General features: G+C 74.8%; 14 protein-coding genes. 6 read left to right on the forward strand and 8 right to left on the reverse strand.

The window, feature by feature from the left end; translation table 11 throughout:
• Positions 1–3: 3 nt before the first annotated feature.
• The 4 genes from ACFTZA_RS07955 to ACFTZA_RS07970 all read right to left on the reverse strand — a co-directional run bounded on the left by ACFTZA_RS07955 (position 4) and on the right by ACFTZA_RS07970 (position 2985).
• A complete protein-coding gene (locus ACFTZA_RS07955; RefSeq protein ID WP_378192592.1) occupies positions 4–1170 on the reverse strand; it encodes a class I SAM-dependent methyltransferase in 1167 nt (388 codons plus the stop codon).
• 187 nt (positions 1171–1357) lie between these two features.
• Positions 1358–1558 (reverse strand): hypothetical protein, encoded by a 201-nt coding sequence (locus ACFTZA_RS07960; protein ID WP_378192594.1) that lies wholly within the window; start codon positions 1556–1558, stop codon positions 1358–1360.
• A 142-nt stretch (positions 1559–1700) separates the two neighbouring features.
• Positions 1701–2048 (reverse strand): hypothetical protein, encoded by a 348-nt coding sequence (locus tag ACFTZA_RS07965; protein ID WP_378192596.1) that lies wholly within the window; start codon positions 2046–2048, stop codon positions 1701–1703.
• Between the two features lie 43 nt (positions 2049–2091).
• On the reverse strand, positions 2092–2985 hold the full coding sequence (locus ACFTZA_RS07970) for an LLM class flavin-dependent oxidoreductase (RefSeq protein ID WP_378192598.1): 894 nt from the start codon (positions 2983–2985) through the stop codon (positions 2092–2094).
• A 38-nt stretch (positions 2986–3023) separates the two neighbouring features.
• Here ACFTZA_RS07970 and ACFTZA_RS07975 point away from each other — a divergent pair, with 38 nt between their 5' ends.
• The 3 genes from ACFTZA_RS07975 to ACFTZA_RS07985 all read left to right on the forward strand — a co-directional run bounded on the left by ACFTZA_RS07975 (position 3024) and on the right by ACFTZA_RS07985 (position 5745).
• Positions 3024–3326, forward strand: a complete 303-nt coding sequence (locus tag ACFTZA_RS07975; protein ID WP_378192600.1) for a Dabb family protein — start codon at positions 3024–3026, stop codon at positions 3324–3326.
• Positions 3327–3386: 60 nt separating this feature from the next.
• Entirely contained in the window at positions 3387–4310 is a 924-nt protein-coding gene (locus ACFTZA_RS07980; protein ID WP_378192848.1) for an LLM class F420-dependent oxidoreductase, read from the forward strand.
• A gap of 112 nt (positions 4311–4422) precedes the next feature.
• A complete protein-coding gene (locus ACFTZA_RS07985) occupies positions 4423–5745 on the forward strand; it encodes a uracil-xanthine permease family protein (RefSeq protein WP_378192602.1) in 1323 nt (440 codons plus the stop codon).
• 134 nt (positions 5746–5879) lie between these two features.
• Here the strand turns inward: ACFTZA_RS07985 and ACFTZA_RS07990 are convergent, their stop codons facing one another.
• The 4 genes from ACFTZA_RS07990 to ACFTZA_RS08005 form a co-directional block, all read right to left on the reverse strand.
• The gene (locus ACFTZA_RS07990; protein WP_378192604.1) at positions 5880–6734 is read right to left on the reverse strand and encodes a hypothetical protein; all 855 of its coding nucleotides are present in this window, start codon (positions 6732–6734) and stop codon (positions 5880–5882) included.
• A gap of 417 nt (positions 6735–7151) precedes the next feature.
• The gene (locus ACFTZA_RS07995) at positions 7152–7763 is read right to left on the reverse strand and encodes a GNAT family N-acetyltransferase (protein WP_378192607.1); all 612 of its coding nucleotides are present in this window, start codon (positions 7761–7763) and stop codon (positions 7152–7154) included.
• Between the two features lie 48 nt (positions 7764–7811).
• Positions 7812–8486: a LytR C-terminal domain-containing protein gene (locus ACFTZA_RS08000; protein WP_378192609.1), complete on the reverse strand. Its 675-nt coding sequence runs from the start codon at positions 8484–8486 to the stop codon at positions 7812–7814.
• Between the two features lie 25 nt (positions 8487–8511).
• Positions 8512–8808 (reverse strand): type II toxin-antitoxin system VapB family antitoxin, encoded by a 297-nt coding sequence (locus ACFTZA_RS08005; RefSeq protein WP_378192611.1) that lies wholly within the window; start codon positions 8806–8808, stop codon positions 8512–8514.
• 382 nt (positions 8809–9190) lie between these two features.
• On the opposite strand from ACFTZA_RS08005, the gene ACFTZA_RS08010 reads away from it, so the two are divergent.
• The 3 genes from ACFTZA_RS08010 to kdpB are packed head-to-tail and all read left to right on the forward strand — an operon-like array spanning position 9191 to position 13283.
• A complete protein-coding gene (locus tag ACFTZA_RS08010; protein WP_139122888.1) occupies positions 9191–9280 on the forward strand; it encodes a potassium-transporting ATPase subunit F in 90 nt (29 codons plus the stop codon).
• Positions 9281–9309: 29 nt separating this feature from the next.
• Complete coding sequence (gene kdpA / locus ACFTZA_RS08015) at positions 9310–10971, forward strand: potassium-transporting ATPase subunit KdpA (RefSeq protein WP_378192850.1); 1662 nt, start codon at positions 9310–9312, stop codon at positions 10969–10971.
• On the forward strand, positions 10968–13283 hold the full coding sequence (gene kdpB, locus ACFTZA_RS08020) for a potassium-transporting ATPase subunit KdpB (protein ID WP_378192613.1): 2316 nt from the start codon (positions 10968–10970) through the stop codon (positions 13281–13283). Before kdpA ends, kdpB begins: the two co-directional genes overlap by 4 nt.
• The last annotated feature ends 5 nt before the right edge of the window (positions 13284–13288 follow it).

Genomic DNA, 13288 nt, shown 5'->3' on the forward strand with positions numbered 1-13288 from the left:
GGCTCAGCGCGTCAGCCGGTAGAACCGCAGGAGCGAGAAGTCCTCGACGGGCAGCACCTCGATCCCCGCGAAGCCCGCCTCGAGCGCGTACCGGCGCAGGGTCGCCGGCCGCATCACCGTCCCCGTGCCGGCCGACGGCCGGCTCGACATCCCGTCCGGCAGGCACACGAACAGGCTGTAGCCGTACATGATCTGGTCGACGGCACGGGCCGGGGCCGAGAACTCGTCGGCCACGGCCTCGTCCACGACGACCACCACGCCGTCGTCGCGCACCGCCCGGCGCACCGCGTCGAGCACCGCGACCGGTCGGGGCATGTCGTGGACGCACTCGAACGCGAACGCCGCGTCGAACGGGTCGGACGGCGCGGCGACGGCGAGCTCCGCCGCGTCACCCTGGTGGAACGTCACCCGGTCCGCCAGGCCGGCGTCCGCCGCGGCGGCGCGTGCCGCCGCGACCGACGGCCCGTCCACGTCGATGCCGTGCACGACGGCGCCCGGGTACGCGCGCGCCAGGGCGAGCGTCGACCAGCCGAACCCGCACCCGACGTCGACCACCCGCGCTCCCGGCCGGGACAGGACGTCGTGCACGTCCGGCACCCCGGCGAGGACGGGGCCGAGCTCGCGCTCGAACCACGGCCGGTTGACGTCCGCCTGCGCCTCGCGCGCGTCCTCGCCCATCTGCTCCCACGACACCCCGCCACCCGTGCGGTACGCCTCGAGCAGGTGCGGCAGCTGCGGGCCGACCGCCCCGACGAACCGCGCGAGCGGGGCGGAGTACGCGAGGGACGACCCGTCGGTCAGCACCTCCGCGTGCGCCGCCGGGAGCGCGTAGCGGCGCTCGCGGGCGGCGTCCGCGGGGTCGGCGGCCAGCGCTGGTCCGGCGGCCGGGTCCTCGGCGGCGAGGATGCCGGACGCGGCCTGCTGTTCGAGCCACTCGCGCACGTAGCGCTCGTGCGTGCCGGTGCGCTCCGCGAGGGCCGTGGAGGTCAGCGGTCCGGTCTCCGCGAGCGCCCGGTACCAGCCCAACCGGTCGCCGACGTGGACGGCGAGCACCTCGATCGCGCCGAGCGTCGCGGTGAACAGGCGCTCGGCGAACGCGTCGACCGCCGGTCGCGCGGCCGCGTCGCCAAGTGCCGGCGCGCGGTCCGTCTCCTCGTCCGTGGTGCCCATCGGTGCTCCGTCCGGGACGTTGGCCGGGCGCCTGCCGCAGGACGGCGGCGCCCGTCCCTCGACGGTAGACCTCGGCCGGTCCGGCGTCGAGGGGTGGGCGGGTCGGGCGCGGGCGAATCCCGGCGCTGCGCGCGAGCGGGGTGGTGGCCGATCCGTCGAGCCGTCGACCCGCGGCGGAGGGACGGGCTCAGCCGCCGAGGAACGCGTTCATCGCGAGCCACGAGAAGAGCGCGGCACCGGCGACGACGGCGACCGCCACCACCCAGCCGTTCGCCCGCTCCACCGGTGGCACCGCCGGACGCGTCGCCGCACCCCGGGCGCGCCGGCGGGCGCGGTCCGCGGCACGGGCCGATGACGTCGTCGCGCGGGCGAGGGGCTGGCTGGTCACGGGAACCTCCGGGGGTCTCGGCGCCGCTGCCCGACGCCGAGACCCAGTCTTCGCGACGGACCGCCCCGGGCGCGTCGTCCGTCCGGTGGATCCTGCGGGCGCGCGGCGTGCGACCTGCGGATGACCCGGGGGCGCCCGTGCGTCAGCGCGGCGCGTTCTCCTGGTACCGCGGTCCGCGCCGCCCGCCGCGGGCGACGCGCTGCAGGTAGCGCACCTCGCGCAGGGCGACGGCCGCGGCGATCGCGAGCGGCACCCACGCCCAGACGCGCCCGCGCAGCACGAGCGAGAGGCACACGACGGCGACGACGACCCCGCCCAGCACCGTGGCGATGCTGGACCAGCGCGTCCCGGTCCGGACGTCGTCGGCACGCCGCCATCCCGCGCGCATCCTCGACACGACGCGCTGCCACGCGCCGCCCGCTGCCGCGCGGTGCGGGTTCCCGGACCCGGCGCCGTCGCCGGGACCGCTCGCGCTCGGTCGTGAGGTCACGGCGCCCACCCTAGCGAGCGACCCCCGGCGGGACCGCGCGAGGTCAGAGGTCCGCGACGCGCGGCGCGCCCTCGGCGACGACCCGCTCGAACACGGCCTGGTCGGCCTCGAACTGCGTGCCCGGGATCGGCCAGTGCAGCACGATCTCCGTGATGCCCGCCTCGGCGTACCCCGTGGCGGTCTCGACGAACGCGTCGACCGAGTCCAGCGGGCGGTCCGGCGTGAAGCCGGTGAGCAGCACCCGCTCCACCGTGCCCGGGTCCCGGCCCGCCTCGACGCACGCGGCCTCGAGGCGCTCGACCTGCGCGCGCACCCCGGCGCGCGCGTCCGACGGCGTGGCGCCGTCGCGCAGCTCGCCGTCGCCCGTCGTGACCCACGCCTGCCCGTAGCGGGCGGTGAGACGCAGGCCCCGCGTGCCGTTCGCGGCGATCGCGAACGGCACGCGCGGCGACTGCACGGGGCCGGGGATGGTCCGGGCCTCGTGGGCGCGGTAGTGGCCCTCGTCGTGCGTCACGGCCGGCTCGGTGAGCAGGCGGTCGAGCAGCGCCGTGAAGTCGCGCAGCCGGTCGGCGCGCTCGCCCGGCCCCCACGGCTGGCCGCCGAGCACCGTCGCGTCGAACCCGGCGGTCCCCGCGCCGAGCCCCACGGTGAGGCGGCCGCCCGACAGGTCGTCCAGTGTCATGACGTCCTTCGCGAACGTCACCGGCTCGCGGAAGTTGGGCGACGTCACGAGCGTGCCGAGCCGCAGCCGCTCCGTCACGCCCGCGGCGGCCGCGAGCGTGGGCACCGCGCCGAACCACGGCCCGTCGCGAAAGCTGCGCCAGGAGAGGTGGTCGTACGTGTAGCCGGCGTGCAGGCCGAGGTCGTCGGCGGACCGCCACACCTCGCGGCCCTCGCGCCACGGGTAGATGGGCAGGATCACGGTGCTCACGCGCATGGCACGACTCTACGGTCGCGGCCGTCTAGGGTGACGGTGTGATCCAGCACACCGTCGCCTTCCGCCTCGTGCACGCCGCCGACAGCCCGGAGGAGGCGGAGTTCCTCGCCGACGCGCGGCGGACCCTCACCGCCGTCCCCGGCGTCCAGGACTTCACCGTCTCGCGCCAGGTCAGCGCGAAGAGCCCGCTGTCGTTCCAGTTCTCCATGGTGTTCGACGACGAGGCCGCCTACGCCGCGTACGACGCCCACCCGGCGCACCGGTCGTTCGTCGCCGACCGCTGGACGTCCGAGGTCGCGGAGTTCCAGGAGCTCGACCTCGTGCCGCTCGCGGCGGACTGACGCGGGGACCGGCCGGCCGGGGCACGCACCGCCGTCGGGCAGACTGGCGCCATGACCCAGATCGACCTGCGCATCTTCACCGAGCCCCAGCAGGGTGCCTCCTACGACGACATCCTCGCCGTCGCGAAGGCCACCGAGGACCTCGGGTTCGGCGCCTTCTTCCGCTCCGACCACTACCTCGTCATGGGCGACGGCGACGGCATGCCCGGCCCGACCGACGCCTGGACCACGCTCGCGGGCCTCGCGCGCGAGACGAGCCGCATCCGGCTGGGCACGCTCGTGTCGTCGGCGACGTTCCGCCACCCGGGCGTGCTCGCGATCCAGGCCGCGCAGGTCGACCAGATGTCCGGCGGGCGCGTCGAGCTCGGCCTCGGCGCCGGCTGGTACGCGCGCGAGCACGAGGCGTACGGCATCCCGTTCCCCGCGAAGCGCTTCGGCATCCTCGAGGAGCAGCTCGCCGTCATCACGGGGCTGTGGGAGACGCCCGTCGGCGAGACGTTCAGCTTCTCCGGCGAGCACTACACGCTCACCGACTCCCCGGGGCTGCCCAAGCCGGCGCAGGACCGCATCCCCGTGATCGTCGGCGGCCACGGCCCCCGGCGCACGCCCGCGCTCGCCGCGCGCTACGCCAGCGAGTTCAACGTCGCGTTCCCCGACCCGGGCGTGCTGCCCGACCGCATCGAGAACGTGCGCGCCGCGTGCCTCGACGCCGACCGCGACCCCGACTCGCTCGTCTACTCCGCCGCGTTCGTCATCGCGATCGGCAAGGACGAGGCCGAGTTCCGCCGCCGCGCCGAGGCCATCGGCCGCGAGCCCGACGAGGTGCGCCGCAACGGCATCGCCGGCACCGTCGCCGAGGCCGCCGACAAGCTCGCCGCCGCGGCCGAGCAGGGCGTCACGCGCTTCTACCTCCAGGTACTCGACCTGCACGACCTCGACCACCTGCAGCTCGTCGCCGACGAGGTGGGGCCGCAGCTCGGCTGACCCCTCGCGCCCGCGCGCGACGTCCCCGCGCGCGGGCGCGACACAGCGCCGTGACGTCCGGGCACTACCCTGCTCCGGGGATCTCCCCAGGAACGTCACGGACAGGAGAGTCATGAGCGCCATCGGCTGGCGGGTGCACGGGGACGGCAAGCGGGTCGCGCCGGGGGACGTCGTCGACCCCGGGGAGCGGCTCAGCTGGCCCCGCACCATCGGCATCGGCATGCAGCACGTCGTCGCGATGTTCGGCGCGACGTTCCTCGTACCCCTCATCACGGGCTTCTCCCCGGCGACGACGCTGTTCTTCTCCGCCGTCGGCACCGCGGTGTTCCTGCTCGTCACGCGCAACCGCCTGCCCAGCTACCTCGGCTCGAGCTTCGCGTTCATCGCGCCCATCGGTGCCGCGACGGCCTCGCAGGGCCAGTCGGTCGCCGTCGGCGGCATCCTCGTCACGGGCCTCGTGCTGGCCGCGGTGGGCCTCGTGGTGCACCTCGCCGGCGCCCGGTGGATCGACGTCGTCATGCCGCCCATCGTCACCGGCACGATCGTCGCGCTCATCGGGCTGAACCTCGCGCCCACCGCGTGGAGCAACTTCGAGCAGGCGCCGGTCACGGCTCTCGTCACGCTGGCCACGACGATCCTCGTCACGGTGCTGTTCAAGGGCATCCTCGGCCGGTTGTCGATCCTCGTCGGCGTGATCGTCGGGTACGTCGTCGCGGTGCTCCGGGGCGAGGTCGACTTCTCCGCCGTGCGCGACGCCGCGTGGCTCGGCCTGCCGGAGTTCGTCGCCCCGTCGTTCGACGTCGCCGTGCTGGGGCTCTTCGTCCCGGTCGTGCTCGTGCTCATCGCGGAGAACGTCGGGCACGTGAAGTCGGTCGCCGCGATGACCGGTCAGAACCTCGACGGCCTCACCGGTCGCGCGCTCCTGGCCGACGGCGTGGCGACGACCCTCGCGGGCGTCGGCGGCGGGTCCGGCACCACGACCTACGCCGAGAACATCGGTGTCATGGCCGCGACCCGTGTCTACTCGACCGCGGCGTACTGGGTCGCGGCCGCGACCGCTCTCGTCCTGTCGCTGTCGCCCAAGTTCGGTGCGCTCGTCGCGACCATCCCCGCGGGGGTGCTCGGCGGGGCGACGACCCTGCTCTACGGCATGATCGGGATCCTCGGCGCGCGCATCTGGGTGCAGAACCGCGTGGACTTCTCCGACCCGGTGAACCTCACCACGGCAGCGGTGCCGCTCGTCGTCGGCATCGCGAACTTCACGTGGGTCGCGGGCGACCTGACGTTCGAGGGCATCGCGCTCGGTACGGCCGCGGCGCTCGCGATCTACCACGCGATGCGGACGATCTCCCGGTGGCGCGGGACCAGCGAGGAGCCTGCCAGCCCGGCGTCCGCCCCCGGCGGGGACGAGCACGCGGTCCACGACGCGCACTGACCCGCCGAACCCTGGGTTGTGCGGCACCGCCGTGTGCCGAACCCCGGGTTGTGCGGCAGGCCGCGCCGCTCGTGGCGCACAACCCGGGGTTCGGCGGCGCGGCATGACCAGCAAGCCGGGGTTCGACGCACGGTTCACGCGGCACGACGTCGCCCCGCCGCCTGCAGCGCTCGACGTACCGCGCGTGCCGTCACGCCCGGCGTCCGCACGTCGTGCCAGGTGAAGCGCAGGACGGCGGCCACCTCTGCCGTCACGAGGTCGTTGTGGCGCGCACGGTCCGCGAACGCGGCGGCGGGCGTGTCGTGGATCTCGGCGCCGTCGACCTCGGCGACGAGCCAGCGTCCGTCGTCGAGCCGCCACCCGAGGTCCGCCCGGCGCCGTGCACCGCTCGCCCCGGTGAGCTCGACCTGCAGCTCGTCGGGCGGCACCCCGCCGTCCATGCAGTCGAGCCGGGCCCACGTCTCGAGAGGCGACTCCGACCGCCCGTCGGCGAGCTCCCACCACCCGTGCGTCCGTGCCACCCCCCGCCGGCCACGCGCGTGGTCGTGCGCGCGGTCCAGGCCGCTCGCGTCGACGAGGCCGAGATGGAGCGCGGAGTCCATGACGGAGATGGCCGGCTCGCGGTCGAGCTCGGGCACCGCCTGCGCGAGCGCCCACTCCGGGCTCGCGACGTGGCGGTCGCCGACGCGCACCACGGTCATCCCGTCGTCGAACATGCGCAGCCGGATCCCGTCCCGCGACTCCAGCGCGCGCCCACCGGGGAGCGCTGCCTCCGGGGCCACGCGGCTCGGCAGGCCTGCGACGTCGAGCAGCGCCAGCGCGCACGGGCCGACAGCGATCGACCTGGGACCGAACGCCAGCAGCGCGGCCCACGCCGCGCGGCGGCGACGTCGGTCGGCCGGACGCCGCGCGACGGGCGTCGGGTCCGTGTCGTAGACGCCGCGCGTGACGCGGGACCAGGCCGAGGTCGTCAGCAGGCGACGCACCACGTCGGGTCCTAGGCCGGCTCGGCGGCACTGCTCCGTGTCGACGAGACCTTCCTGGCGGGAAGCGGTCGTGACGATCTCGTCGGGCAGAGGACGTCGGGGCGGCATGTCGCGATCCCAGCGGCTCCGGCCGCTCGACGTGATGTGCCACCAGTCTCCGTGTGGAAGAGCCGGCTCAGGAAGGATCTGTGGACGGCCAGGTCCGTTGTCCTCGGGTCGGGCTCTGGACAGCGACGGCGAGTCGACAGCACGCCGGGCGCACCGCGGTCGTCGCGAACCCCGGGTTACGTGCCACCGAGGGCCCCGCGTGACGTGCAGGCCCGGGTTCGGCGTCCGGGGTGGCCGGCAAGCCGGGGTTCGGCGTCGGGGGTGGCCGGCAAGCCGGGGTTCGGCGCCGCCCTCCGCCCGTAGGGGCACCGCTCAGAGGCGCAGGCCCAGCGTCAGACCGCCGTCGTCACCGTCGAGCTCGGTGAAGCCGAGGTGCCTGTAGAACCCGACGGCGCGGACGTTGTCGCGCGCGACGCCGAGGTGCACCCCCGGTGAGCCGGAGGCGCGCAGGGCGTCGAAAAGCGTCTCGAGCAGGCGCCGGCCGTTGCCGCCGCCCTGGGCCTCGGGGAGCACGTCGACGTGCAGGTGCGAGGGGTGCTCGCGGAGCACCGCGGGGTCGGCCGACGGCGGTGCGTGCACCAGGCGCACGAGCGCGTCGTCGCGCGACCCGGCGGGGAACGTGCCGAGCGGGTAGCGGTCGCGCAGCGCCGGCCACCAGCGTCGCGCGCACGCGGACTCGAAGGCGGCGGTGTCGCGCGCGCCGAGCACGTACCCGACGGCGGTACCTGCGTCGTCGAGCACGAACGCGAGGCCGGGCTCGAGCGCGAGGTAGGCGCCGAGGTAGACCTCCCCGAGCAGGCGCGGATCCGTGTAGAGGCCGGTCGCGTCGTCGCCGGCCGCGCCGGTGCGCAGGCACACGTCGTAGAGCCGGTCGACCTCGGCGGGGTCGTCGGCCCGGGCGGGACGGATCGGCAGGCCGGTCATCGGCATCACCACCGTTCGCGACGTGGGGGATCCAGGCGGGCGACGGCGTCAGCCCTGCGCCGCAGCCTCCTCGCCGGCCTCGGCGGGCGCGACGGGCAGCGGGCGGGGTGTGATCTCCGCGGCGGGCACGCAGCCTTCGCGGCTCTCGAGCGGCACGTCGGCCGCGATCCCGACGAGCTCGGGGTCCACGAAGTCCTCGAAGTCCTCGCCGATGTAGAGGGTGACCGTCGCGTCCTCACGGGCGTCGAGGACGAGGCCGGGCTCGGCGTAGTGGGCCGCGAGGGTGTACGCCGCGGGGATCCCGGCCGCACCGAAGTGGATCTGGGTGCGTTCCATGACGTCGGCCCGGCCGTCGCCGTCCAGGTCCGGGGCGTTGCCGATCGCGTCCACGGCGAAGCCGCGCTCGACGAGCACGTCCTCGTTGAGACCGGCGAGCGGCTCGCTCGTGCCGGACGCGTTGAGGACCGTGACGTGGACGTCGCCCGACGGGACGGGCAGCGCGCCGTCGGGCACGCACGCCACCGGCACGTCCGCCAGCGGGTTCGTCTCCTGCGGCGCGGTGAACGGGCGGTCGAACGGCGACTCGATCGCGCCGGTGTACACCGCGAGCGCGCCGAGCCCGGTGACGGCGAGCGCCGCGATGAGGAGCCCGAAGACGACGGCCTGGCGCTCGTGCATGCGCCGGCGGCGCACGGAGCGGGCCTGATCGGGCTGGGTGGTCACGGCTGCAACCTACCCGACGGGGGCGTCATCGGAGGGTCAGCACGCGGGCGTGCAGGATCGCGCGCTGCTGGAGCGCGGCACGGACCGCCCGGTGCAGCCCGTCCTCGAGATAGAGCACGCCGTCGTACTCCACCACGTGGGCGAACAGGTCGCCGAAGAAGGTCGAGTCCTCGGCGAGCAGGGCGTCCAGGTGCAGCGTGCGCTTGGTGGTCACCAGCTCGTCCAGGCGCACCTGACGCGGGGGCACCTCGGCCCAGTCCTGGGCGGTCACCCTCCCGTGGTCCGGGTACGGGCGCCCGTCCCCGACGGCCTTGAAGATCATGCGGGACATCCTAGATGCCCGACGGCGAGGCGCGCCGCATCCCCGGCACGGGGGTCACGAGTCGGTCACGATCGACCCACGGCTCGCCCGGTTTCTGCTCGCCGGGGCGCCGTGTCGTCGACCCGGGTCAGGATGCCGTCAGGGATGCGGTGCGGGGCGTCAGGGATCCGTCAGGAGGCCACCGCGAGGTGTCCGGACGGCCGTAGAACGGGACCGTGCACCGACCGGTGCACCGGTCGGCACCGCACCCGCGGGTCGCCCGCCCGCCGTCGAGAAGGCGTCCTCCCATGGCCGACGTGGCCTACCTCCTCCTCACGGTGGCGTTCTTCGCCACCGTCGCGCTCGTCGCGCGTCGTCACGGCTCGTCGGGGGGTGCTCGGTGATGCTGCTGGACTGGATCGCCCTCGGCGCCGTCGTCGGCGTGCTGGGGTATCTCTTCGTCGCGCTGCTGCGCAGCGACCGCGCCCGGTGAGCGCCGGCATGCCGTCGGCCGTCGACCCGGTGACCGTGTGGGCCGCCGTCGGCCAGGTCGCCCTGCTCGTCGCCGCGCTCGCCGCGGTGCACGTGCCCCTGGGCGCGTACATGGCGCTGGTCTACACCTCGCCGAGGCACCTGCGGGTCGAGCGCGTGGGGTACCGGGTAGCGCGCGTAGACCCCGACGCCGAGCAGACGTGGAGCACGTATCTGCTCTCCCTGCTGGGCTTCTCCCTCGCGTCGGTCCTCGTGCTGTACGGGCTCGGCCGCCTGCAGGAGCACCTGCCGCTCGACCTGGGACTCACGGGCCTCGACCCCGCCGGTGCCTGGAACTCCGCCGTCTCCTTCGTGACGAACACGAACTGGCAGTGGTACTCGGGCGAGGCCGCCGCGGGGCACCTCCTGCAGATGGCCGGCTTCGCCGTGCAGAACTTCGTGTCGGCCGCCGTCGGCATGTCCGTCGCGATCGCGCTCGTCCGCGGGTTCTCCCGCTCGGGGACCGACGCGCGGGTCGGCAACTTCTGGTCCGACCTCACCCGGTCGGTCGTCCGGATCCTGCTGCCGCTGGCCTTCGTCGCGGCGCTCGTCCTCCTGGCGAACGGCGTCATCCAGAACCTGGGCTCCCACTCGGCGGTCGAGACGCTCGCCGGGGGCACCCAGCACGTGCTCGGCGGGCCGGTCGCCTCCCAGGAGGCCATCAAGGAGCTCGGGACGAACGGCGGCGGGTTCTTCAACGCGAACTCCGCCCACCCGCTGGAGAACCCGAACCCGTTCACGAACCTGTTCGAGGTCTTCCTGCTGCTCCTCGTCCCGTTCACGCTGCCGCGCACGTTCGGCCTCATGGTCGGCGACCGTCGGCAGGGCTGGGCCGTCCTCGGGGCGATGGCGGGGTTGTTCGTCGTCGCGCTGGCCCTCGTGACGTGGGCCGAGCTCGCCGGCCCTGGCGCCGCGCCCCAGGCCGCCGGTGTCGCGACGGAGGGCAAGGAGACCCGGTTCGGTCTCGCCGCGAGCGCCCTGTTCGCGACCGCGACCACGGGTACGTCGACCGGCGCGGTCAACGCCATGCACGACTCGTTCACCGCGCCGGGCGGGGGAGTGGTCCTGTTCATGATGCTGCTCGGCGAGATCGCGCCGGGAGGGGTGGGAGCGGGTCTCTACGGGATGCTCGTGCTCGCCGTCGTCGCGGTGTTCCTCGCCGGCCTCATGGTCGGCCGCACGCCCGAGTACCTCGGCAAGAAGATCGGTCGCCAGGAGATCACGCTGGTCGCCCTGTACGTCCTCACGACGCCCGCGGTCGTCCTCGTCGGCACGGCGCTGTCCGTCGTGCTGCCCGCCGGGCTGGCGGGCCAGCAGGAGAGCGGCCCGCACGGGTTGTCCGAGGTCCTGTACGCCTTCGCGTCCGCCGGGAACAACAACGGCTCCGCGTTCGCGGGGCTGGCCACCGGCACGCCGTACTACAACACGCTCCTCGGCCTCGCGATGCTCGTCGGCCGCTTCGTGCCCATCGCGCTCGTCCTGGCGCTCGCGGGCCGGCTCGCGTCGCAACGGGCGGTCCCGCCGTCCGCCGGGACGCTCCCGACCCACCAGCCGCTCTTCGTCGGGCTGCTCGGCACCGTGGCGCTCGTCGTCGTCGGCCTCACCTTCCTTCCCGTCCTGTCCCTCGGCCCTGTCGTGGAGTCCCTGTCATGAGCACGTCGCTCGTCTCCGTCCCCCCTCGTCCCGGCGCCACGCCCGCCCCTCCCGACGACGGCGACCGTCGTCCCGGCGGTGCCCGTGGCCTCGACGGCGCGGTCCGCGCGCTGACCTGGGCCCAGACGCGGGCCGCCCTGCCCGCCGCGCTGCGCAAGCTCGACCCGCGCGAGCTGTACCGCTCGCCGGTGCTGTTCGTCGTCGAGCTCGGCGCCGTCGCGACGACGGTCCTCGCGGCGTTCGACCCGGGCCTGTTCTCGATCTCGATCTCCGGGTGGCTGTGGGCGACGGTCCTGTTCGCGACCCTCGCCGAGTCGGTCGCCGAGTCGCGGGGGACCGCGCAGGCGGCGAGCCTGCGCGCCACGCAGGAGGCCACGACGGCGCGCCGGCTCGAGGCGCCGGCGGACGCCCTCGCGCGCGGCACGGCGCTGCACGCGCTGCCCGCGGTCGAGGTCGCGTCCTCGTGCCTGGAGGTCGGGGACCTGGTCGTGGTCGAGGCGGGGGAGACCGTCCCGGGCGACGGCGACGTCGTCGAGGGCGTCGCGTCGGTCGACGAGTCGGCGATCACCGGCGAGTCCGCCCCGGTGGTCCGCGAGTCGGGCGGAGACCGGTCCGCGGTGACGGGCGGAACCGTCGTCCTGTCCGACCGGATCGTCGTGCGCATCACCGCTCCCGCCGGCCGGACGTTCGTCGACCGCATGATCGCGCTCGTCGAGGGCAGCGAACGCCAGCGCACGCCGAACGAGATCGCGCTCAACGTGCTCCTCACGTCCCTGACGATCGTCTTCGTGCTCGCCGTGGCGACGCTCCAGCCGTTCGCGGCCTACTCCGGTGCGGAGCAGCCGTTGGTCGTGCTCGTCGCGCTCCTCGTGTGCCTCGTCCCGACGACGATCGGCGCGTTGCTGTCCGCGATCGGCATCGCCGGCATGGACCGGCTCGTGCGGCGCAACGTGCTCGCCATGTCCGGCCGGGCGGTCGAGGCCGCGGGCGACGTCGACGTCCTCCTGCTGGACAAGACGGGCACCATCACGCACGGCAACCGGTTCGCGACGGAGGTCCTGCCCGTCGACGGGGTGACGCCGGACGCGCTCGCCGCCGCCGCGCGGCTCGCGTCGCTCGCGGACGAGACGCCCGAGGGGCGCAGCATCGTCGCCCTCGTCGACCGCGAGCACCCGGGGCTCGGCGGCGCCGCGTCGGGCGCCGCGTCGGGCGCCGCGTCGGTCGAAGCGTCGGCCGAAGCGTCTCGCCGAACCCTGGATCACGTGGCAGAAGACGGTCCGCGTGACGCGCAACCCGGGGTTCGGCAGCCGGAGAGGGGCGCCACGCCCGTCCCGTTCACCGCGCACACCCGCATGTCCGGCGTCGACCTCGCCGGCTCGACCGGTCCGGACGGTGCGCACGCCCCGCGGCGCCTGCGCAAGGGCGCCGGGAGCGCCGTGCAGCGCTGGGTCGCGTCGACCGGCGGGGCGGTCGAGGGCTCCGTCGCCGACGAGCTCGCCGCGCACGTCGAGGCGGTGAGCTCCCAGGGCGGGACGCCGCTCGTCGTCGCCGAGCAGGTCGGCGACGGCCCCGCCCGCGTGCTGGGCGTCGTCCGCCTCCAGGACGTCGTCAAGGACGGTCTGCGCGAGCGCTTCGACCAGCTGCGTGCCATGGGCATCCGCACCGTCATGGTCACGGGCGACAACGCGGTGACCGCGCGGGCGATCGCGGCCGAGGCCGGGGTCGACGACGTCCTGGCGGAGGCCACGCCCGAGGACAAGCTCGCTCTGATCCGGCGCGAGCAGGAGGGCGGGCGCCTCGTCGCGATGGCCGGCGACGGCACGAACGACGCGCCGGCGCTCGCGCAGTCGGACGTCGGTGTCGCGATGAACAGCGGGACCACCGCCGCGAAGGAGGCGGGGAACATGGTCGACCTCGACTCCGACCCCACCAAGCTCCTGGAGATCGTCGAGGTCGGCAAGCAGCTGCTCATCACGCGGGGCGCGCTGACCACGTTCTCCGTCGCGAACGACGTGGCGAAGTACGTCGCGATCCTGCCCGCGATGTTCGCGGGGGTGTTCCCGGCCCTCGGCGCGCTCGACGTCATGCACCTGTCGAGCCCGCAGTCGGCGATCCTCTCGGCGGTGGTCTTCAACGCGCTGATCATCGTCGTGCTCGTCCCGCTCGCGCTGCGCGGGGTGCGGTACCGCCCGGCGTCCGCGTCCGTGCTCCTGCGGCGCAACCTCCTCGTCTACGGGGTCGGCGGGCTGGTCGCCCCGTTCGTCGGCATCAAGCTCGTCGACCTGCTCGTCTCCCTCCTGCCCGGCTTCTGAGCCGC

The sequence above is a fragment of the Cellulosimicrobium sp. NPDC057127 genome (genome assembly GCF_042670945.1).
Classification (GTDB): Bacteria; Actinomycetota; Actinomycetes; order Actinomycetales; family Cellulomonadaceae; genus Cellulosimicrobium.